The 22,802-nt window shown below is 65.3% G+C and carries 14 protein-coding genes; 3 read left to right on the plus strand and 11 right to left on the minus strand.

Features of this window, described 5'->3' with window-relative positions:
* Positions 1-30: 30 nt before the first annotated feature.
* From B0E46_RS05680 to B0E46_RS05700, 5 genes are all read right to left on the minus strand, one after another.
* Entirely contained in the window at positions 31-1,893 is a 1,863-nt protein-coding gene (locus tag B0E46_RS05680) for a tetratricopeptide repeat-containing diguanylate cyclase (RefSeq protein ID WP_077554803.1), read from the minus strand.
* Positions 1,894-2,223: 330 nt separating this feature from the next.
* Positions 2,224-3,528: an RNA polymerase sigma factor gene (locus tag B0E46_RS05685; protein ID WP_077554804.1), complete on the minus strand. Its 1,305-nt coding sequence runs from the start codon at positions 3,526-3,528 to the stop codon at positions 2,224-2,226.
* 44 nt (positions 3,529-3,572) lie between these two features.
* Positions 3,573-4,100: an SRPBCC family protein gene (locus B0E46_RS05690; RefSeq protein WP_077554805.1), complete on the minus strand. Its 528-nt coding sequence runs from the start codon at positions 4,098-4,100 to the stop codon at positions 3,573-3,575.
* Between the two features lie 61 nt (positions 4,101-4,161).
* The gene (locus B0E46_RS05695) at positions 4,162-4,575 is read right to left on the minus strand and encodes a VOC family protein (protein ID WP_077554806.1); all 414 of its coding nucleotides are present in this window, start codon (positions 4,573-4,575) and stop codon (positions 4,162-4,164) included.
* A 46-nt stretch (positions 4,576-4,621) separates the two neighbouring features.
* A complete protein-coding gene (locus B0E46_RS05700; protein ID WP_077554807.1) occupies positions 4,622-5,047 on the minus strand; it encodes a YciI family protein in 426 nt (141 codons plus the stop codon).
* 214 nt (positions 5,048-5,261) lie between these two features.
* On the opposite strand from B0E46_RS05700, the gene recC reads away from it, so the two are divergent.
* From recC to recD, 3 genes are read left to right on the plus strand one after another with little or no spacing between them, the layout of a single operon-like run.
* Positions 5,262-8,756: an exodeoxyribonuclease V subunit gamma gene (gene recC / locus B0E46_RS05705; RefSeq protein ID WP_254425058.1), complete on the plus strand. Its 3,495-nt coding sequence runs from the start codon at positions 5,262-5,264 to the stop codon at positions 8,754-8,756.
* Complete coding sequence (gene recB / locus B0E46_RS05710; protein WP_077554808.1) at positions 8,753-12,433, plus strand: exodeoxyribonuclease V subunit beta; 3,681 nt, start codon at positions 8,753-8,755, stop codon at positions 12,431-12,433. Before recC ends, recB begins: the two co-directional genes overlap by 4 nt.
* Positions 12,423-14,411: an exodeoxyribonuclease V subunit alpha gene (recD, locus tag B0E46_RS05715; RefSeq protein WP_077554809.1), complete on the plus strand. Its 1,989-nt coding sequence runs from the start codon at positions 12,423-12,425 to the stop codon at positions 14,409-14,411. Before recB ends, recD begins: the two co-directional genes overlap by 11 nt.
* Positions 14,412-14,530: 119 nt before the next feature.
* On the opposite strand, the gene B0E46_RS05720 is transcribed toward recD, so the two are convergent.
* The 6 genes from B0E46_RS05720 to pilV are packed head-to-tail and all read right to left on the minus strand — an operon-like array spanning position 14,531 to position 22,560.
* Entirely contained in the window at positions 14,531-15,118 is a 588-nt protein-coding gene (locus tag B0E46_RS05720; RefSeq protein WP_139350440.1) for a GspH/FimT family pseudopilin, read from the minus strand.
* A gap of 5 nt (positions 15,119-15,123) precedes the next feature.
* Complete coding sequence (locus B0E46_RS05725; protein WP_077554811.1) at positions 15,124-15,576, minus strand: type IV pilin protein; 453 nt, start codon at positions 15,574-15,576, stop codon at positions 15,124-15,126.
* A complete protein-coding gene (locus tag B0E46_RS05730) occupies positions 15,569-19,897 on the minus strand; it encodes a PilC/PilY family type IV pilus protein (RefSeq protein ID WP_077554812.1) in 4,329 nt (1,442 codons plus the stop codon). Before B0E46_RS05730 ends, B0E46_RS05725 begins: the two co-directional genes overlap by 8 nt.
* Positions 19,898-19,914: 17 nt before the next feature.
* The gene (locus tag B0E46_RS05735) at positions 19,915-20,574 is read right to left on the minus strand and encodes a pilus assembly protein (RefSeq protein ID WP_168171139.1); all 660 of its coding nucleotides are present in this window, start codon (positions 20,572-20,574) and stop codon (positions 19,915-19,917) included.
* A gap of 46 nt (positions 20,575-20,620) precedes the next feature.
* Positions 20,621-21,976 (minus strand): PilW family protein, encoded by a 1,356-nt coding sequence (locus tag B0E46_RS05740; RefSeq protein ID WP_254425068.1) that lies wholly within the window; start codon positions 21,974-21,976, stop codon positions 20,621-20,623.
* 5 nt (positions 21,977-21,981) lie between these two features.
* Complete coding sequence (pilV, locus tag B0E46_RS05745; RefSeq protein WP_077554815.1) at positions 21,982-22,560, minus strand: type IV pilus modification protein PilV; 579 nt, start codon at positions 22,558-22,560, stop codon at positions 21,982-21,984.
* Positions 22,561-22,802: the final 242 nt, after the last annotated feature.

Here is a 22,802-nt window from a genome sequence, read left to right on the forward strand (position 1 = left end):
GCAGGAACGTGCGCACGGTCCACCGTCCCGCTACGGCTCCGACTCCACGCGGTTGTTGCCACCATGTTTGGCACGGTAGAGCGCCACATCCGCGCGCCGGATCATTGCGTCGGCACTCGTTTCACCGGGCCGGATACGCGAGATGCCCACGCTCACGGATACGCGCAATTGTGGACAGATGTCATCCAGGTCCAGTGCCTCGACATTGCCACGCAACCGCTCCGCCACCAGCACACTGGCATCCGCGCCGGTATTCGGCAGCACGACATAGAATTCGTCGCCGCCCCAGCGTCCCAGTTGGTCGAACTGCCGCAGCGCCTCCTTGCAGGCAGCCACGATACGCAGCAACGCCCAGTCGCCCAGCTGATGACCATGGCTGTCGTTGATCTGCTTGAAATCATCGACATCGAGATGCAACAGGCTCAGTTCATGCCCGGCCTCATGGGCACGCTGAACTTCCTGCGCCAGCACCTTCTCGATGCCACGGCGGTTGGCCACCCCGGTGAGGACATCGGTCATCGCCATGCGCTTGTAGTGGCGCAGATGCTGGATCTGCCGCAGCGCGAGCCAGGCCAGCAGCAGTGTCAGCACACCGCCCAGCAGCAGTGCCAGGCGCTGCCAGCGACGCACTTGTTCCAGCGAGTCGATCTGCTCCTTGCCCAGCGCCGCATCGGCAGCCAGGCGGCGGTTTTCCAGGTCGCGCCGCGCGGTATCGAACTGATAGCTCATCAGGAACGTTTGCTGCCGGCGTGCCATCAGATCGAGCTCGGCATTGGCATTGATCGTTCGCTGAAGATCCTCGACGGCGGCCTGCAGCAGGCCCAGCGCATAGTCGCTCCTGGCACGGGCAGCGTAGAGTTGCGCCAGATAACGGACGTTCTTATCCGCAGTCATGCCGGCTTCGGCCGCGGCGTAGTCGGTCAGCGCCAGCTTGTGCTGCCCCATGCCCGCATGCGCGATGCCGTATTGCAGGTGCAACATGGCCGTCGACGACTGATCCGACACCGCTGCAAATGCCACCCCAGCGCGCTTCAGCGCATCGATCGCCGGCTGATATTCGCGTTGGCCGTTGTAGACCTCGGCCAGCCCAAGCAGGGCCGTCGCAGCGCTTTGCTGATCCGATATCTGCCTGGCCAGCGCGAGTGCTTTCTTCAATTCCGGAATCGCCGCACCGGAATTGCCGCTGTCGTCATCCAGATAACCCAGATCCAGGTGAACCTGGATCTGGCTGCCGGTATCGTGCCGTTGTTCTGCCCAGACCCTGGACTGCTCCAGGTAGGCGCGCGCCTCGTCGTACTCACCCAGGCGCCGGTAAGCACTGGCGATATCGAGCAGGTTGCCCTCCGCGAGAACGTGCTTTCCGGCACGGGCATAGCTGCGGTTGGCTTCCAGGAAATCCACCAGTCCCCGAGCCTGATCGCCTTGCAGTGACTCCACGGTGCCACGCAAGGTAAGCCCATCGCCGATTCGCTCCGCGTCGTTGACCTGCCGGGCCAGTGCCAGGCCGGCGTTGTAATTGACCAGGGCATCATCGCCGGTGGTGGCCAGCGCCTGATATTGGCCCTGGCAATAGTGGAAATCGATCTGCGCATGGATGTCGCCGGCGCGCCGGGCATCGGCAAGCGCCGACGAGGCGTAAGCCAGCCCTGCGCGAGCGTCGTTGGCGAATGCCATCTCACAATACAGTGCACGATAGACACGTTCACGCCGCGCGTCGCCAGCCGGCAGCAAGGCATGCAGCTGAGCCAGTAGCTGGTTCGTTTCCACCATGTCGGCGGGAACCAGCTCGTTGCCATCCAGCCGATCGGCGAGCCGGTCAAATGCCGCTGCCGAGGGCGCTGACTCGGCACAAGCCGTGACGCTGGCCAGCGTCAGCGAGGCCACGAGCAACATTAGCAAGACCCGACACCGGAACAAGTTCAGAGCCCTCCCCCAAGGTCATCAGCAACTTGGCCATACAGTGGCACACCGCACAGTCAAACCTCTAGCCACTCGGACCACGGCATGGCATCGACGGCGCGGCATATCGCAGGAACTCGCTGATCCAGCGCCTTGCGGACAGCTTTTTGTCCGATACGGACGCAAGAACTTTGGTCGCATGCTTAGGCGGCGGCCCGGGCACCCGCCAACTTCTGCGCGATGATCGCAGTGGTCGAGTCATGCCGATCGCTTGGCGGTACATGACGTCGGCAGCGCGTAAAGCGGACTCGATACAGCATTTTCCTAGGGCGGCGATGGTGCTCCAGGCAGCGTGACGGTGATCGCCTCAGCCGTGCACGACCGTGCGCGGCTGAGCAGCAGTTCGCGTTCACGTGCGTTTTGCGTGAGCGCGGCGGCGCGCTCGAATTCCACGCGTGCTTCGTCTGGACGATCGAGCCTGGCCAGCAGATCGCCACGCACCGCAGGCAGCAGGTGATAGTGCTGCAACGCCGGCTCGTCGATCAGCGTATCGACAAGTTCGAGGCCGGCGAGCGGACCGGATGCCATGCTCACGGCGACCGCGCGGTTCAACTCGACCACCGGTGACGGCATGGCCTGCGCGAGCGAGGCATACAGTGCCGCGATACGCGGCCAGTCGGTCTGCTCCGCAGTGAGTGCGCGCGCATGGCAGGCAGCGATCGCCGCCTGCAGCGCATACGGGCCATCGGTACCACCCAGCTTTTCCGCGCGATCGAGCGCGGCCAGGCCACGGCGGATCAGCAACCGGTCCCAGCGCGCGCGGTTCTGTTCGAGCAGCAGGATCGGCTCGCCGTCTGCACCGACGCGCGCCCGCGCACGTGAAGCCTGGATTTCCATCAGCGCGAGCAGGCCATGCACCTCGGGTTCGCGCGGCATCAAACCGGCCAGTACACGCCCCAACCGCAAGGCCTCCTCGCACAGCGCCGGCCGCATCCAGTCATCGCCTGCAGTAGCCGCATAGCCTTCGTTGAAGACCAGATAGATCACCCCGAGCACCGACGACAGCCGCGTCGCGAGATCCTCGGCGCGCGGCACCTCGAACGGCACCTCCGCCCTGGCCAGGCTGCGCTTGGCGCGCACGATGCGCTGTGCGACGGTCGGCTCCGGCAGCAGGAACGCGCGTGCGATCTCTTCCGTGCTCAGCCCACCGAGCAGGCGCAAGGTCAGCGCCACGCGCGACTCAACCGGCAACACGGGATGGCAGGCAATGAAGATCAATCGCAACAGGTCGTCGCCGATGGGGTCGTCAAGCTCGGCTTCGACAGGTGGCACGACATGCTCCTGTTCGCTCTCCAGCTCATGCATCAGCTGCACATGCTTGCGCGCAAGCAACTGGTGACGGCGCAGCCTGTCGATCGCGCGATGCTTCGCGGTGGTCATCAACCATGCGCCCGGATTGTCCGGCACACCGGACTGCGGCCATTGCTCCAGTGCAATCACCAGCGCATCCTGCGCCAGCTCTTCGGCCAGGCCCACGTCGTGCAGCATGCGCGTGAGACTGGCAATCAGGCGTGCCGATTCGATCCGCCAGACGGCATCGATGGCGCGGTGGGTGTCGGTCGTGGTCATGACGACCGATCACACCATCTGCCTCCCGTCAACGCAAGCGCGGCTCAGCGCCCCTCGGCTGCCGCCTTCAGGTTGGCAAGCCCGCGCTCGAAGTCGCCGCCGACCAGCTTGTCCATGTTGAAGAACAGGTGCATGAGCTTCGCCAGGTACGAGTTCGGTCCGTGCATCGCCCAGCCGACCACGGTCGAATCGCCCTGCGGCAACAGCGTGAAATCGGCGATGTTGTGGGCCTCGAACGGTTTGATGAAATCCAGCTTGATTGTCGTTGCAGATGGCGACGACGCGAGGATCTCCATGCGCCCCTGGCCGACCTTGCTGTTGCCCTGCCACGCGTAGATGGCGCCCGGGCCGCTGGCCGGGCCGCTGTAGCTGCGCTTGAGCGCCGGATCGAGCTCCTCCCACGGCGACCAGACGATCCATTGCCTGAAGTCGTTGATCAGCGCGAGGATTTTTTCGGGTGGGGCCTTGATCGTCGCCGCGCGCTCCAGCCTGAACGAGGCAGGCCGCGTCGCCGCGAAGGCAAGCACCGCGACGATCAGGACGACAACGATGATGAGGATGATCTTGAACATGGATCGCTCCGGTCAGTGCAATTTGAGTGCAGCGGTGCCATCGGAAGCCGGAAAGGCAAGGCTATCGGTCTTTCTCGCAATTGATCATCCACGGCACGCCGAACTGGTCGACCAGCATGCCGAAGCGTTCGGCCCAGAAAGTCTTCTCGTAGGGCATCTGCACCGTGCCATTCTCTTTCAGCGCGTTGAAGATGCGCTCCCCTTGCGCCTGGTCGTGAATCTGGATCGACACCGAACAGCCCTTGATGCCGTCGTAGGGACGATCGGGCGGGCAGTCGGAAGCCAGCAGCACCTGGTCGCCGATTTCCAGCCGCACGTGGATGAGCCAGTCGCGCGTCTGCGCCGGCATGTTCTCGCAGCCGGGCGCTTCGCCGAAGCGCATCATCGTGGTGATCTTGCCGCGCAGGCATTGCTCGTAGAACTTGAATGCCGCTTCGGCGTTGCCGTTGAAGATGAGGTAGTTGGTCAGTCGCATGGGAATGCTCCGTCGGTTTTCCGTTGAGGCCAGATCGAGGCCCTGCTCATGATTTGGCGGCGACCTGTGCCCGCAGCCGTGCTTCCTGCTCGCGCAGCTCGGGCGTGAACTCGGCACCGAAGTCATCCGCCTCGAACACCTGGCGGATCTCGATTTCCGATTCACCGTCAAACGGATTCGGACAGCGCTTGACCCATTCGATCGCCTCGTCCATCGACTTCACCTGCCACAGCCAGAAGCCGGCGATCAGTTCCTTGGTTTCGGCAAACGGCCCGTCGGTCACGCTGCGCGAGCTGCCGGAGAATTTCACCCGCGCCCCCTTCGAGCTCGGCTGCAATCCCTCGCCCGCCAGCAGGATGCCGGCCTTCACCAGCTCCTCGTTGAACCGGCCCATCTCGCTCAGCAACCGCTCGCTCGGCATCACGCCGGCTTCCGAGTCCTGATTCGCCTTGACCATCACCATGCAGCGCATTGTCGTATCTCCTTCGGGTTCTGAATGGGAGCCAGGGTCCAGGTCCCACGAAACCCTGCTCTGTCCATGCGACGAACGGGCCATCGCCAAATCGACATGGTCGACGCGTCCCATCCATCGCAAATGCTGAGACGATGACCCGTCATATTCGTGGCGACAATCCCCGCACACTCGGAGACAATCGCCCGATGAGTGAATACGAGCACCGCCAGCCGTGACCGCGCCCCAGCCATCGCCCGCGGCGGCCCCGATCGAACCCGGCCTGATGGTGCTCCACGGCAACCGGCTGGAGGACCTGCGCGACCTGCTGACCGCGTGGCTCGCCCGCGCGCCGCTCAAGCCGCTGGAAAGCGAGCTGATGCTGGTGCAGAGCAACGGCATCGCGCAGTGGCTGAAGCTGGCATTCGCGCGCCCGGCCGAAGCCGGCGGGCTGGGCATCAGTGCCGCGATCGAGGTGCAGTTGCCGGGACGTTTCCTGTGGGCGGCGTATCGCGCCGTACTGGGCCGGGACACGGTGGCGGCCACCTCGCCGTTCGACAAGTCGCGACTGGCCTGGCGGTTGCTGCGGCTGATTCCGCAACACCTGCATGAGGAGGAATTTGCGCCGCTGCGCGATTTCCTCGGCGACGACCCGGACTGGCGCAAGCGCCATCAGCTGGCCGTGCGCGTGGCCGACCTGTTCGATCAATACCAGGTCTACCGGGCCGACTGGCTGGACGACTGGGAGCATGGCCACGATGTGCTGCGCGACGAATTGCGCGGCGGCCGCGCGCCGATCAGCGATGAGCAGCGCTGGCAGCCACGGTTGTGGCGCCTGCTGCTGGACGACGTCGGTGCTGCCCAGCGCGACCAGCACCGCGCCGGCGTGCATCGCGCCTTCCTCGCCCGCGCGGCGGCGTTGGGCGCACGGCCGGCCGCCCTGCCGCGACGCATCGTGGTGTTCGGCATTTCCTCCTTGCCGCAACAGACGCTGGAAGCACTCACCGCGCTGGCGCGTTTTTCACAGGTGCTGCTGGTGGTGGCCAATCCGTGCCGGCATTACTGGGCCGACATCATCGAGGACCGCGAGCTGCTCAAGGCCAGCCGGCAGCGACAAGCTGGCAAGCCCGGCCTGCCGGCCACGCCGCGCTACGAGGATCTGCACCTGCACGCCAACCCGCTGCTCGCCGCCTGGGGCAAGCAGGGGCGCGACTACATCCGCCTGCTCGATGCCTTCGATCAGGCCGACGACTATCGCCAGCAATTCGCCGCGATCGACCGCAGCATCGACCTGTTCCACGATGTCGGCGAGGACAGCCTGCTGCATCAGCTACAACAGGCCATCCTCGACCTGCAGCCGCTGCCGGCCCAGCGACAACCATGGCACGAGGCCGACGCTTCGCTGCGCTTCCACGTCGCGCACAATCCGCAGCGCGAAGTGGAAGTGCTGCACGACCAGTTGCTGGCGATGTTCGAACAGGCCGCACGCGCCGGCACGCCGCTGGCGCCGCGCGACGTGATCGTGATGGTGCCGGATATCCAGACCTATGCGCCGCACGTGCAGGCGGTCTTCGGCCGGCTGCCCGCCGACGACCCGCGTCGCCTGCCGTACAGCGTAGCCGACCAGTCGTCGCGCGCCAGCGTGCCGCTGCTGGTGGCGCTGGAGCATCTGCTGGCGCTGCCCGAATCGCGCTTCGCGGTCAGCGACATGCTCGACCTGCTCGACGTGCCCGCGCTGCGCGCACGCTTCGGCCTCGACGAAAACGGCCTGCCCACGCTGCGCCACTGGATCGAGGATGTCGGCATCCGCTGGGGACTGGATGCGGCGCAGAAGCAGAGTCTCGAGCTGCCGCCGCTGGAACAGAACAGCTGGCGCTTCGGCCTGCGCCGGATGCTGCTCGGCTACGCGGTCGGTGACGGCGAATCGCTGGACGGGATTGCGCCCTATGCCGAGGTCGGCGGTCTCGATGCGGCCCTGCTGGGCCCGCTGAGCATGCTGCTGGATCGACTTGAGCATTACTGGCAGCTGCTGCGCACGACCGCCACGCCAGCGGCGTGGTGCGGACACCTGCGCGCGCTGCTGGACGACTTCTTCGACAGCGGCGATGACGACGACAGCATGCAGCTGAGCCGTCTGCACGACGCGCTGGACGCATGGCAGGAGGCCTGTGCCGAAGCCGGCTTCGCCAGCGCGATTCCGCTCGCCATCGTGCGCGAGCACTGGCTGCAGGCGATCGACGAAAGCCGGCTGTCGCAACGCTTCATGGGCGGCGCGGTGAGCTTCGGCACGCTGATGCCGATGCGCGCGATTCCGTTCCGCGTGGTCTGTCTGCTCGGCATGAACGACGGCGACTACCCGCGCCGGCAGACGCCGCTCGATTTCGACCTGATGGCGCAGACCGGCCACAGCCGTCCCGGCGACCGCTCGCGCCGCGAGGACGACCGCTACCTGTTCCTCGAAGCCCTGTTGTCCGCCCGCGATGCGTTGTACATCAGCTGGGTCGGCCGCAGCGCGCGCGACAACGGCGCGCTGCCGCCATCGGTACTGGTCGGCCAGTTGCGTGACTATCTGGCCGCCGGCTGGTATCGCGACGGCACGGCGCCCGATGACCACGCGGCCGGCGCGCAACTGCTCGCCGCACTCACCACCGAGCACCCGCTGCAACCGTTCAGCCGCCGCTATTTCGGTGCCGACGACGATGCACGCCTGTTCACCTATGCCCACGAGTGGCAACAGGCCCATCGCGTCGCACCGGCACCAGCAACCTCGTCGGCGCTCACCCCGTGGCAACCCGACAGCGCGCTGAACCTCGACCAGCTGCAGCGCTTCCTGCGCAAGCCGGTGGCGTACTTCTTCAACCAGCGGCTGAAGGTGTATTTCACCGAGGCAGCCGACGACGTACTCGATGACGAACCGTTCGCGCTCGATGGGCTGCAGCGTTACGGTGCGACCCGCGCGGTGCTGCACGCGGCGATCGACCCAGCCGTCATCACTGACCCGGACTACGCCATCAACCGCGCCACCCAGCGCCTGCATGACGAAGGCCTGCTGCCGCCCGGTGGCTTCGGTGCCGCATTGCAGCTGGAGATCGCCGAACAGGCACATGCGCTCGCGCTTGCCTGGCGCGGCGCCTGCCTGCTCTGGCCGTTGACGCAAGACAAGCACGAGCTGCGCTACATCAGCGATGGCTTGCTGATCGAGGACTGGTTGACCGACCTGCGCCACGACGGTGCCGGCCAGCAGCGGCGGCTCGAACTGCTCAGCGGCGCGCTGCTGGCCAGGGACGGAACCCTGCGCCATGAAAAACTTCTACCGGCATGGATCATCCATCTGCTGGCCAATGCCTGCGGGCTGGCGATGCAGACCCAGCTGATCAGCGTCGATGCTCAACCCACGCTGCGCGTACTGACACGTGAGGCAGCGGCCCAGCTGCTCGACCAGCTGCTGGCCGCCCTGCGCGCCGGCATGCAGTCGCCGTTGCCGATCGCCTGCAAGAGCGCGTATGCGTGGCTGCAGGCCGTCAACTCAGGCAAGGACGCCATGGCGGCAGCGACCCTTTGCTACGAAGGCAGCGCTTTCTCTCCGCTGCCGGGCGAATGCGCGGAAGATCCCTGTCTCGCCCGCGCCTGGCCGGATTTCGCGGCAATGCATGCGCGTGGCTTCGAGCACTGGCTGCCGCTGTATCAGGCGCTGATCGACGCCGTGTTGCCGATGGAGGGCGCGGCATGAATCCGCTCGCCACGCTCGACCCGTTGCGGCTGCCCTTGCAGCGCACCCGATTGATCGAAGCGAGCGCCGGCACCGGCAAGACCTGGACGATCGCCGCGCTGTACCTGCGGCTGGTGCTCGGCCACGGCGAGAATGCCGTCCCGCTGTTGCCGCCGCAGATCCTGGTGATGACCTTCACCAAGGCCGCCACCGCCGAATTGCGCGAGCGCATCCGCACCCGCCTGGGCGAGGCGGCGGAGGCGTTCCGTGGCCATGGCCCTGCCGACGATTTTCTTGCTGCCCTGGTCGCCACCTATCCCGAGCCGGATGCCCGCGCCCGCGCCGCACGCCAGCTGGAACTGGCCGCGCAATGGATGGACGAGGCCGCCGTGCACACCATCCACGGCTGGTGTCAGCGCATGCTCAGCCAGCATGCGTTCGACAGCGGGCATGCGTTCGTGCAGAACGCCACCAGCGACGAAAGCGAGTTGCTGGCCGAAGCCGTGCGTGACTACTGGCGCCGGCAATTCTTCGCGCTCGACCGCAGCGACGCCGAACAGATCACGCGGCTGTGGGCAAACCCACGCGAACTGCAGCAGGACGTACGCCCCCTGCTGCGCCAGCCGTTGGAAAACCTGCGACTGGGAGGCGATCCCTTGCCGGCGATCGCGGATCTTCCGGCGACGATCGCGGCCACGCTGACACCGTTGCGCGAAGCTCAGCAGCATGCCCGCACGCTGTGGCTCGCCGATGCCGAAGCGATCGAGGCCCTGCTCGATACTGCGATACAGGCGAAGGCGCTCAGCGGTGCCACCTACAAGGCGGCACAGTTTCCCGACGACATGGTGGCGCTGCGCCAGTGGGCAGCCAGCGGCACCGCGTGCGACGAGAAGATCCTGCAGCGCTATGCACAGCGCAAGCTCGGCACAGCGACCAACAAGAACCGGACCACGCCGGAGCATCCTGCCTTCACGGCGATCGACCGACTGCTCGACGCGCAGCGTGCCCGCGAGACACTCGGGCCGCTGATTCTCGCGCATGCCGTGCCGTGGATCGCCGGCCGGCTGGAGGCCGCCAAGCAGCGACTGGCCCAGCTCGGCTTCGACGACATGCTCAAGCGCCTCGACCAGGCGCTGCACGGCCGCCGTGGCACACAACTGGCACAAACCATCGCCAACCAGTATCCAGTCGCGCTAATCGACGAATTCCAGGACACCGACCCGCTGCAGTGGCGCATCTTCCAGCGCATCCATGGCGAGCGGAGCGGGACCGGCCTGCTGCTGATCGGCGATCCCAAGCAGGCGATCTACGGCTTCCGTGGCGCCGACATCCACACCTATCTGCGTGCGCGTAGCAGCGCCGTCCAGCCGACCTGGACACTCGACACCAATTATCGTTCCGCCCAGTCGATGGTGGATGCGGTCAATCGCGTGTTCGGGTTTGCCGAGCAACATCCGCAAGGGGCTTTCCTGTTCGGCAAGGGTGAACACGGACTGCCCTTCCTGCCGGTGCACGCGAAAGGCCGCAAGGAACACCTGCAACTGCATGGCCAATCCATGCCTGCGCTGCAGTTGGCGGCATCTCCCGACGCCACGCCGATCAGCAAGAGCGCCTATCGCAAGTTGATGGCCGAGCATGCCGCGGCGACCCTGGTGCAATGGCTCGACGCGGCTGGCCACGGCGACTGCGGTTTCGTGGCTGCGGATGGCCAGTTCAGCGCACTGGTGCCCGGCGACATCGCGATCCTGGTGCGCACCGGCACCGAGGCCAGCGAGATGCGCCATGCGCTGCAGTCACGCGGACTGGCCAGCGTCTACCTGTCCGATCGCGACTCGGTGTATGCCTCGCCCGAGGCGCGCGACCTGCTGCTGTGGCTGCACGCCTGCGCCGAACCCGGCTCCGACCGCGCGATGCGCGCCGCACTGGCCACACCGACGCTGGGCCGCGACTATGCCGAGCTCGACCGGCTCAACCAGGACGAAGCGTACTGGGAGCGTTGCGGCGATCGCTTTCGTCAACTGCACGACGGCTGGCTGCGTCACGGCGTGCTGGCGATGCTGCACGACCTGCTGCACCTGTTCGAGCTGCCGGCGCAGTTGCTGGCCCGTGCCGATGGCGAGCGGGCGCTGACCAACCTGCTGCACCTGGCCGAACTGCTGCAGCAGGCGGCCACCACGCTGGACGGCGAACATGCCTTGATCCGCCATCTCGCCGCGCAGATCGACCTGGCCAATGACCACCAGGCCGACACCGCTGACGAGAAGATCGTGCGGCTGGAAAGCGAGTCCGCCCTGATCAAGGTGGTGACCATCCACAAGTCGAAGGGGCTGGAATACCCGCTGGTGCTGCTGCCGTTCGTGTGCGGCCTGCGCGAGCTGAAGCAGGACGACAGCTTCGTCTGGCATGGCGATGACACCCAGCCGGCGCTGGATCTGCGGCCCTCCCACGCGGCCCTGGAGCAGGCCGACCGCGAACGCCTGCAGGAGGACCTGCGTCTGCTGTACGTGGCGCTGACCCGTGCCCAGCATGCCTGCTGGCTGGGTGTCGCCAACCTCAAGGACGGCCAGAAAAAGGCCTCGGGATTGCACAAGTCCGCGTTCGGTTATGTGCTGTCCGGCGGCGAACCCATCGAGGAAGCGGCATTTTTCGAACGACTCCATCTATTGCAGCATGGCCATCCAGACATCCATATCGAATCGCTGCCAGCCAGCGCCGACATTCGACGTTATCAGCCGCCCGTCACCGTCCTCCCCGCACGACCGGCGCGCGACTACCACGGCGAGCCGGTCGAGCCGTGGTGGATCGCCAGCTACAGCGCATTGAAAGTGGCCGCGGCCGAAACCAGTACACGCCCGCAGGCGCCAGAAACCGCGCAGCAGGATGTGCTGGCCGAAGCCAGCATCGAACAACCGGACCGTTCCGCGCCAACCAGCCTTAACGTCGCCCCGAGCATCCACAATTTCCCGCGCGGCGCGGAGCCCGGCACCTTCCTGCACGGCCTGCTGGAATGGGCGGCCGATGAAGGCTTCGCCACCTGCACCCACTCGTTGGACGAACTGGAAAGCCTGATCGCCCGACGCTGCCAGCGCCGCGGCTGGCAGGCATGGATCAAGCCATTGACGGCATGGCTTCCGACCTTCCTCGGCACGCCACTGTGCTTGCCTGACGGCAGTCACCTAGCTTTGGCTGCACTGACCGATACGAACGCCTATCGCGCCGAACTGGAATTCTGGTTCGAGGCGCATCGCGTGGATACCCTCGCGCTGGATCGGCTGGTCACAGCGCACACGCTGGACGGGCGGCCGCGGCCAGCGCTGTTGCCCGATCGCCTCAACGGCATGCTCAAGGGTTTCGTCGACCTGATCTTCGAGCACGACGGCCGCTATTTCATCGTCGACTACAAATCCAACGGGCTCGGCAGCGAAGCTTGCGCCTACAGCACCGAGGCGATGCGCGACTCGGTACTGCACAGCCGCTACGAGCTGCAATACGCGATCTACACGCTGGCGCTGCACCGGCAACTGCGCGCACGCCTGCCGGATTACCGCTATGAGCAGCACATCGGCGGCGTGCTCTATCTGTACCTGCGCGGCGTCGATGGCGACGGCCACGGCGTGCACAGCGAGCGCCTGCCATACGCGCTGATCCACGCGATGGATCGGCTGTTCGCCCAGGGAGGATCGCCCGATGCCGCATGACGCCTTGTTCGAACTGCTCGACCAGGCCGTCGCAACGCAGCGACTGCGACCGCTGGATATCGCGCTGGCGCGCTTCCTCGCCGAACGCGATGGCGATGCCGCACCGAGCCTGCTGTGGCTGGCCGCCCTGCTCAGCCGCCAACTCGCCGACGGTCATCTTTGTCTCGACCTTGAGGCGTTGCCGGCACTCGCCGACGAGCAGGATTGGCCATCCGGCTGGCGGCCGTTGTTGCGCGCGATCACCGAGAATCCCGCGGCACTGGCCAGCTCGCCGCTGGTCGCCGATGGCCACCGCGGCGATCCGGCTGCCGCGCCGCTGGTGCTCGATGGCACGCGACTGTATCTGCGCCGCTACTGGAATCACGAACGTCAGGTGGCCGCCGCCATCCGCGCACGCCTGGCCCAACCGCAAGTCGTGCCCGAGCGGCTCGCCGACGAACTCGCACGACTGTTTCCCGCGCATGCCGGGAACGCACCTGACTGGCCGAAGATCGCCTGCGCATTGGCGGCGCGTGGTGCATTGACGGTAATCACCGGCGGCCCCGGCACCGGCAAGACCACTACCGTGGTGCGCCTGCTCGGCCTGCTGCAGACGCTGCAACTGCGCCAGCATGCACGCCCCCTGCGGATCCGGCTGGCCGCACCCACCGGCAAGGCCGCAGCACGACTGAACGCCTCGATCGCCGCGCAGATCGCCCAGCTCGACGTGGACGACGCGACCCGCGCCGCGATTCCCGCCGAGGTGGTCACCCTGCATCGCCTGCTCGGCGCGCGGCCGGATACCCGGCGCTTCCGCCACGACCGCGGCAACCCGCTGCATCTGGACCTGCTGGTGGTCGACGAGGCCTCCATGATCGACCTGGAAATGATGTCCGCCGTGCTAACCGCGCTGCCCCCCACGGCGCGATTGATCCTGCTCGGCGACAAGGATCAACTCTCCTCGGTGGAAGCCGGCGCCGTACTCGGCGACCTGTGTCGCCGCGCCGAAACCGGCCATTACAGTGCGGCCACGGCCGACTGGCTGCGCGAAACCGCCGGCTCCGACATCCGTGCCTTCGTCTGCGCTGACGCGCAGCCGCTGGATCAGCAACTGGCGATGCTGCGACACAGCCATCGCTTCGGCGACAGCAGCGGCATCGGCCAGCTCGCGCGCGCCGTGAACGCCGGCGACACCGACCGCGTGCATGCGTTGCTGGCCACACCGTCGACCGATCTCGCCTGGCTGCCCGTCAGCCAGCGCATGCAGCTGGCCGAGCTGGCCATCGGTGGCGGCAACGCGCATCTATCGCTCAATGACGGCAGCACGATCCATCACGAGCGGCCCGTCGGCTATCGCCACTACCTGGAGCTGCTGCAACGCGCACGCCCTGCTTCCGCCGCCGATGCCGCCTCACACGAGCACTGGGCACGCGACGTACTGCAGGCATTCAACCGCTTCCAGCTGTTGTGCGCGTTGCGCCAGGGGCCACAAGGCGTGGAGGGGCTCAACCAGCTGATCGCCGACGCGCTGCATGCGCAGGGACTGATCGAGAGCAGCCACGGTTGGTACGAGGGGCGCCCGGTCATGCTCACCCGCAACGACTACAGCCTCGGCCTGGCCAATGGCGATGTCGGCATCTGCCTGCGCATGCCGGACGAGCGTGGCCACTTGCGACTGTCCGTGGCGTTTCTCGCCAGCGCCTCGGCAGGCTCGACCGGCAGCACGCGCATCCGCCATGTCGTGCCTGCGCGCCTCGGCGAGGTCGCCACGGTCTACGCGATGACCGTGCACAAATCGCAGGGTTCGGAGTTCGAGCACACCGCGCTGGTGCTGCCCACCGAAGCCGGCAACGTGCTGACCCGCGAACTGCTCTACACCGGCATCACCCGTGCCCGTCGCTGGTTCAGCCTGATCGGCAGCGAAGCCATCGTCGATCTCGCCACCTTGCAACGAACCCGCCGTTACTCGGGCCTGGCCGAACGGCTAACCCGCGATTGAGCTCGTTCCACGAAATTCAAGCCCGCAGCCTCTTGTGATCCTGCAGAGGCCCGCATGACGGCATACGCCATCCTCAGGCTGGCGGACGCAGCACACGGAAAGCAGGTTATTCAACGCCGTCAGCTCGGCGTGCAGGACGCACCTGCTGCGACCATCGAGGTCTGCACGCTACCCGATGCAGTCACGCCCAGCGCATTGCCGGGCACCGCGGCGGTACTGAGGCCATCGCCGCTTGCGCTATCGCGATAGCAGGTCACGAATTTCAGCATGGATCCGCTGGGCTTGAGCTGGCCTTGCTGGCCGAACGTGATGACGGCGCTGCCCAGGAATTGGGTCGATACACCGGCCTGCACCGCGGTAGCGCGCAGCAAGGTCGCTGAAGCGTCATACGCCTTGTTCGCCGAGGCAGCACCTGCCGGATAGGTATAGACGAGCCAGCCCGAATCGAATGCCTGGCCGCCTGCAGCGCATGAATTGCCGGTGCTGCTGGGGCACATCGACACCAGCTGCCCGCGGGTAATCGCCTCGGTACGGGCATACGCCAGACTCGCCAGCAGTGCATTGCTGGCCGAACTGACCTGGTTGCGATGGATCACGTCGCGAAAACTGGGCACGGCGACCGCCAGCAGGATCGCCGCGACGGTGATCGTGATCATCAGTTCGAGCAGGCTGAAACCTTGCTGGCGGGTCGTCGGCACGTGGCTCATGGCACTCACCAGCAATTGCCGTTGGCGTTGAAGCCGGCGTCGCTTGCCGCCGGCAATTTGACGCCGGTGTTGCTGATCGACAGCGCGCCGCAAACATCCTTGGCCTGTGAACTTATCGGTGTCGCCGTCGCGACGAACGCTGCCGAGCTGTTGCCTGCCGGGTCAGCCACCACGTTCACCTGCACCGAGTAATAGCCCTTTTCCGAGATGGCCTGATTGTTGTAGCCCATCGAGGTCAGGGCACCGTACTGATTGTTGGTGGCGTAGTAGCGCTCCTGCGCATTGGCAATCTGCAGCAGCAGCTGCTGGCCATCCGGGCGGCGTGCGCGGTAGGCATAACGCCCGTAGGCGGGAATCGCGATGGCCGCCAGTACCGCAATGATCACCACCACGATCATCAGTTCGACCATGGTGAAGCCGCACTGCCTGCCCCGTCGTGTTCCATGCTTGTCAATCATTGTTCAGCTCCCGCCATGAGCGGCGACGCCAGACGGCATCGTTGATGTTGAGTACCGAGCCGCTGCCGGACAATTTCAATCCTGGGATCAGCACCGTGCCACCGCCGATCGTCGTCACCAGCGGGACGGAACCGGTGGTGCGCGGATTGTTGACGCGGCCGCCGACCACCGACGTATCGCCAGCTCCCGTACCGTCCCAACCCGCCACGGCCGGGCCGCTCAGGCCACCGCTCGAACCACCCGTGGCCGCGTTCACCACCATGATCGCGCCCTGGATGCTGGCATCGCAGGGATCGTTGGTACCCGGGATCAGGGTCTGGATAACCACGCGTCCGGTGTCGAACAGCGCACCGGGCGTGACCACCACGCGCTCGCCCGCGGAGGATGTGCTCGGACCCAGGTTGAAATACCAGCCTTGCTTGTCCGTTCCCACCGGGTAGTTGGTGAGGCCGCGGGCAACAGTCTTGCCGTCGGCCGCCGTCTTCTCGCTCAGCGTTTGCTGCACAAGACCCGACGGCGTGGCGATCGAGCCCATGTCACGGATGCCATAGACCGCCTGCGTCGCCGAACTGCCGCTGGTGTTGTCGCTGGCGCCCAGATATTTGCCGGTACCGAACACCACCATGAACTTGTTGGTGGCCGGATCGCCGAACAGGCGCGGCATCGAGGTGATCGGCTGCTTGCCGGCCAGCGCCGTGCCTGGCTGATAGGCCAGCGTGACCGCCCAGTTGGACGGGTTGGCGTCGTTGAGATCGAAGCGCCACAAGTTGCCGTCCAGATCGCCCGCAAACGCCACGTCATCGATCTGATCGTCGTTGTAGTCGCCCAGCACCGGTGTCGCCAGGCCATGGCTGACCACCGTGCCGCTCGCTGTCGAATCGGAGGTCTTGATCTCGCGGATCAGCTTGCCGGTCTGCGCGTCCACCACGAACAGCGAGCTGAAGGCATTCGCGGCAGCGGCCGGGGTAGCACAGTTGGCGGCGGTGAACGGCGCCTTGCTGCAATCCGGAAAATAGCCGCCCGGTATCAAGACCGCCCACTTGCCGTTGTTCAGACGGCCGATGTTCGGCTGGCCATAGGTATAGCCCAGGTTGGATGGCTTGCCGCCGGCCACGGCCGGCAGGTCGGCATTGAATTCCCACAATACCTTGCCGGCACCCATCGCCGCCGGATCGGTAATGTCCAAAGCATAGACACCACGTCCACCCAGGCGCAGTCCGCCCACGAGAATGGTGTGCCAGCCCTTCGACGTTGCCACCGGCGCGGTGGTATCCGTGCTGAAGAACACGTCACGGCTCACCGGTGCGCCATCCACGGTCGGCATGAACTTGAAATTGCTTCGCGTCGTCAGGTTGCCGAGATTCGCGTAGACCGAGCGCGGCACGTAGGCAAACAGCTCCTTGCCTGCACCCGCCGCGGGCCTGATCACGCTGGGCGACATGGACGTGTCCTCGTACAGCGATGCATCGAAGGCGTGCAGCATGCCGTCGTTGGCACCTACGTAGACCGCCGGCTTGCGCGCCAGATGATCCTTCACGAAATACTCGTAGCTGTGACAGCTCGACGGTACGGACGAACCACAAGCCGCGTTGTCCGCATCCACGGCTGCCTGCTCGGGTGAGCCAGCCGGCCATGTGTTGCGGTAGCCGCTGGACGGATAGGTCACGTAGAGCGCCTGCGAGCCGACGATGGCCCCCAGCAGGTGCGAACGCTGGCGGAAGGTGGTGCCCTCCTTGGAGCGATCGCCGCGCAGATAGTCCACGCGTGTCTGGCCGGTATCGTTGCTGCCGCTGTCGACGCTCGCCGGCGAGCCGCTCAGCAAGGTCTGCCCGGCCGCATCCAGAGCCGTGAAGGTCTTGAATTCGACACCGCCGGCAAAGCTGCCATCGGCCGCCGCCTTCGCCGTGAAGATGGATCGCGTGGCCGGCGGCGTCTTGCTGGCGTCATCGAGAATTGCCCCGGCATCCCACGCTGCGGCCGTGCCGGTCGTGCCATCCGTGTCCACCGCGACAGCTTGCAAGGTACCGGTCCAATCGGCCGAGCTGTAACCCGTACTGAAGCCAAGCGCACCCGGCACCAGTACCGACGTGTTGACGGCACCGGTGGTGGCCGGCGCGCTGCGTGCGCTGATATTGGTCAGGATGGAACTGAGCTGGTCCACCAGGTTCTGTGGATTACCGGCATTGAAGTAGGCACCGCGGCTGTTGATCGCGGCGTGCCAGGTGTCGTCGATGCCCTCTGCTGCGTTGTTGGCAGGCGTCGTCCAACCGGTCTTGTTGGTGGAGTTGGTTTGCCCACGCCGCAGTGCGCATATGTCATTGCTCGAGCTCTTGGTGCAATCGACATCACTGGAATAAGTGAGCTTGCCAGGCACACCCAAGGTGACCATGTACTCCACCATGTGTGGCCAGTTGGCGGGGTCGTTGTTCGGGTTGAAATATTTCTCCAGCGCCGCCGAAGTTGCCCCAGTGACCACACCGGTCGTGGTGTCGGGCATGTAAGGCGGCACGATCTTGCCGTTGGTCGGGTCATAGAGATCCGGACGAAGATTCGTGGCCCAGTAGTTGAAGGCGATATTGGCCTGCGATGAAGTAAGTTTCGTCCCCTGCACATCCCAGAACACGCGCGACTCGGCGGCGGTCACGCCATACCTCGTGCCATCCGGCAAGGTCAGCGCTGTCTGTGCATCGGCAAAGCCCGCCGGGAGTGCCGGATTGCTCTCGTTCCAGTAGCCATCCGTCACCAGCATGTGGAAGTTTTGCCGGCATACCAGTTCGCTGCCATCTGCACCGGCTTTTTGCGGAGGGTCCCAATATGGATCATGCAAATCGCCGCTGGCGCCGGTATTGCCCACCTTGGTCGCGCTGTTGTAACCGCGCTGGAAGAACTTGCCGGCACGGATCGCCGATGCACGGGCCGGCGTATCGCTGGTCGCATTCACTCCGAAGATCCAGTTGAAGAATGCACTGCGATAGCAGTTTGGCGATGTCCTGAATGGTGTCGTGGTCTGCAGCGAAACGGCAGAAGGATTGGTGGAACCCGCATTGCAGGCCGGCGAGTTCAGGTCAAGCAGACTGGTGATGATCGTGCTGTCCTGCAGGTTGAACGTGCCGCTCGTATACAGGTTCTGCCACGCCACGCGGAACGCGTTGCCGTAGCCACCGGCAGGTGTTGAGCTGCCCAGTCCGCCAAAGACCCGCGACAGCGCCGTGCGCGTCATCAGGTTGCGCGTGCGGTAGTAGGCGTACCAGTTGGCGAAGTTTTGCCACTGGTTCACCGTCACGCCATTGATGGTGACATTCGTATTGGTGACTGCCACAGCCTCCCAATTCGCTGCGGTATAGAGCGTCTTCTGGCCGCCTCCCGTGCCGGTAGTGGGACGTCCATAGCCATCCACCGCGATCGTGGTGCCCGACTTCAGGCGGTAGTAGTAGGGGCCGCCATCCGGATAAGCGTTGCCATCGGGCCCCTTCTTGCTGCTATCCATCGGCGATGTGGAGTCGTAACCGCATTTCCAGCGCTTGTCACCGAGATTGGTCGTGGGGTAGGCGCCATTGGTAAGCTCATTTGTCTTGCTGGGCCTGGTGCCCTTCGCATTGGTGGAATACCACCCGCTTCCCGAGGGGTAAGTGCCGTAGACCCAGTTGGCATACGTCGTGTAGGTACCCACTCCGTTCCAGTACCAACCGGTACCAGGCGTCAATGTCTGCTTCGTGCCGGTCAGATCGGTCGCCGCGGTCGTATCGAACGACCCACCAGGGTTGTCGTTGTAACCACCCGAAGCATCCAGCGTTTTCTGGTTGTACGGCCGATTTACCCCGATACCGTCCTGGGGCACGACCTTCAAGGCGCTGTCGGCTTGTGGAAACACCGTGCCATCCGCCCTTACAGGCGGTGTATAGAGAACATTGGGGTTGTAGTACACGCCATTCATCGCACTCGCGAGAATGTTGTTGGTGTCGGTGACCCGCGGATCGATCACGCCCGCACAACGCCATTGCCCCGTCCAACCGCCATCGTCAAATGGGCGCAGATCGCCCATGTAATTACTGGCCATCGACCCCGAATCGTCGAAGGTGACCACGATGTTCGGCGCCACGGCCTGGGTGTCGTTCGGCGGTGTGGGGCTGAGTTCCACCGCGGCAATGGGTGCCGTGCTTGCTGCGGCAGGTGCCGCCGCAAAGGCGGAAAGCACCAGGACGGGAGCGCCTTGCGCCTCGGCTTCCGGCGCAAAGGGAGCCGACAGCCCGCCAAGCATGGTCAGCGTGAAACCAAGCGCAGCGGCACACCTGGAACCAGATACGAAATGACGGATACGCATGGTGCGGATGCTCCGGCTCAATTGCTCTTGGCGGCGAACGTGCTTTCCAGCACGCGCATGGTGTTCTTGTCGCCGCCCGTGGCACGGGCAGTGACGCGGTAGACATGGCGGCTGGTGCTGCCGACGCCGCCGCTGCCGGTGCCGGTGGAGCCCGACTCGTGCAGCGCACTGCTCACGCCGGGCGGCAATTCCACGCCCATGTCCTCGATCAGGTAGACCGGGTTGTTGGCAAGTCTGGCGGTCTCGTAGCCGCTGCTTGGCACGGTGTAGTTGACGCTGTTGCCCGGGCCGCGGTGGGTTTGCGCCCCGGTGGCTATCCAGGTGGGGCTGGTACGGAACTTGGTTACCGTGCCGGCGTTGCCGTAGACGGCGGCATTGGCCGGGTCGTAGCGATAGCAGCTGCCTGAAAGGACGCCGCTGCCGCACAACAGTGGCGTCGCGGTGAGTTTCGAGGTGCTGGTCCACAGCGTCCATTCCGCGCCACGCAAGGCGGTGTCTGCACTGATCTCGGCCATCTGCGCATTGCGCAGGCCGCCGGCCATGCGCTCCTGCAGCAGCGATCGCCCCGAGGCGCTCATCGCCAGGATGGTCAGCAACAGCAGGAAGATCAGCGCGACCACCAGCACCGCGCCGTGCTGCGTGTGTCGCCGAGGTCGAAGGAAACGTACCTGCATCATGGAGTACTCCGGTTCACGACAGGGCGGCATGCCGCCAGCCGCGGTATCACGGGTTGAAGTTGCGCACCGACACGACAGCGGTGAATTCGCGACGGATCAGCTGATCCACGAAACCCTGGTCGGTCGGCTTGATCGGGTGTGCCGACGGCGCCACCGGCTTGGGCAGCTTGTCGATGCCGTAGCTGTAGGCCAGTTCGGCGGCGGTAAGCGTGTACAGCGGAACTTGGCCATCCATGACCATGCTCACCTCGATGCTGCTGACCGCACGCCAAAGGCATCCCGTGGAGGTAATGGCATTGGGTTCCGTGGGCGGGCAATTGATGCCGGTGGCCTTGTCGACATCGCCGGCGGACAGGTAGCGGATCTTGCCGTCGGCGTCCTGCACGCCATAGCGGAAATCCAGCCGCTCGATACCGCGCACCAGTTCGTCCTCGGAACCGCCTGGCTTGCCGGCGCCACCGTTGACGCGGCGGATCAGCGCGCCGGTCCTCTGGCCGTTGCCGTCGTCGACCACCTTCGCGTAATAGGTGACCGTCTGGTAGTCGCGGTTGAAATCGAACACCTTCGGCGCCGACAGCGGCTGCTGCGGCGCGGGGATGGCAAGGTTGGCGGCTGGATCGGGCGTCAGTGTGTTGCCGGCCTTGGCAACGGCAAACACCTGGGCATTGGAGCAATCGGCCAGCATGGCAAGATCACCTGCCACGAAATCCGCTGTCGATGGCTCGCTGGAAGTGGCCTGCCCCAGCGTGATGCTCTGGATCGCATTGGGGCTGGCGGCGTCCACCACCAGGTGAGTGCCGGCGACACCGCTGTCGACCACCGCCCAGCCGCGCGCGGCATTCACGTAGCGCACCGTGAGCACGGCCGTGCCGATGACGCGATTGCCCACGGCCTGGCCCATGGCGGGAATGCCGGGACTGAGAATGCTGGAGGGATCGAGCGGCTTGCAGGTGCTGCTGGTGAGGCCGCACTCGTAGCCACGCATGGACAGATAGGACGGGAACGAATAAGGCGACGACGGGGCTGCCGGATAGGTATTGCCGCCGCTGCTGGTGCTCCAGCCGGTGGTCACGTCGGCCATCGCCGTGGTCAGGTTCTTGGCATACACCTTCGGCGCCCGCAGGCCATCCAGGTACACCTGCGATGCAGCAGCAGCCTTGGCGACACCGCCGGAATTGGTGCAGTACTGGCCGTTGGCCATGCGCAGGTCAGCCTTGAGTCGGGTGACGGCGAAACGCCCCTCTTCCTGCAGGCGCGCCAGCTGGTTCTGCGCACGGTTGCTTTTGGAGGTCGACGTGAACACCGTGACGATGCCGGCCGCCACGATCAGCCCCAGCACCATCGCCACCATCAGCTCAATCAAGGTGACGCCGGCCTGTCGGCGCCGTTGGAAACCTGTCATCGCGATCACGGCTGGAACTCCCAGTCGAACGTCTGCACCTGTGCGACGCGATGATCCTTGTCACCTGTGCCCTGCTCGCTCCACTGGATGCGCATCTTGCAGGTGCCCCCGTAAGGCGGGCGCATGCCGATCTGGCCTGGCGTGGCCGCCGGAGCCGAGGTGCTTGCCGAGGGTGGAATCCATGCCGCCGGCGCATAGCCGGCATTGCTGGCATCGCAATTGACCTTGGCCTTGGCGTTGGGCAGGAAGGTCGTGAGCTGTCGGCTCCAGCTGCCCTGGTCGGACTTTGCCAGCGCAGCAGGCGTGCAGCCCGCACTGCAGTCGGCATTGGCTGCCGTACCGGCACTGACCGGATAGCTGGACGAGTTGTAGCTGCCGCTCCATACGCCGACCGGATTGGCGCTCATGCGGTCGGCCATGCTGCCGGCCAGGAAGGTCACCTGCGTGCGCAGATAAGCCGCATGATTGGATCGGGTGGCCATCACCAGCAGGCCGGCCAGTCCGAGCAGGCCGATGCTGAAGATCAGCACGGCCATCATCACTTCGATCAATGAAACGCCGCGCTGACCCGACCGACGATGCATGCAGAGTCCCTCGTTGAGATTCTCTGCAACGTAACATCGTAAATTATTACGTCAATAACTTGCGGATGAGCGGTAGCAAAAAGCCGACGAGCGGTAGCGCGCATCTTCAACGATCCGACTCTGGTCAGTCATGCTTTGTCTGGCAGTTGGCGCATGAACATGCACCCATCCCTGATAAGACTGCTGGACGCACGACCATCCACGCATGCTGATGGCAGGCCGCGCATTCATGCAGCCTGTGA

It is taken from the genome of Rhodanobacter sp. B04 (assembly GCF_002001125.1).
Lineage (GTDB): Bacteria > Pseudomonadota > Gammaproteobacteria > Xanthomonadales > Rhodanobacteraceae > Rhodanobacter.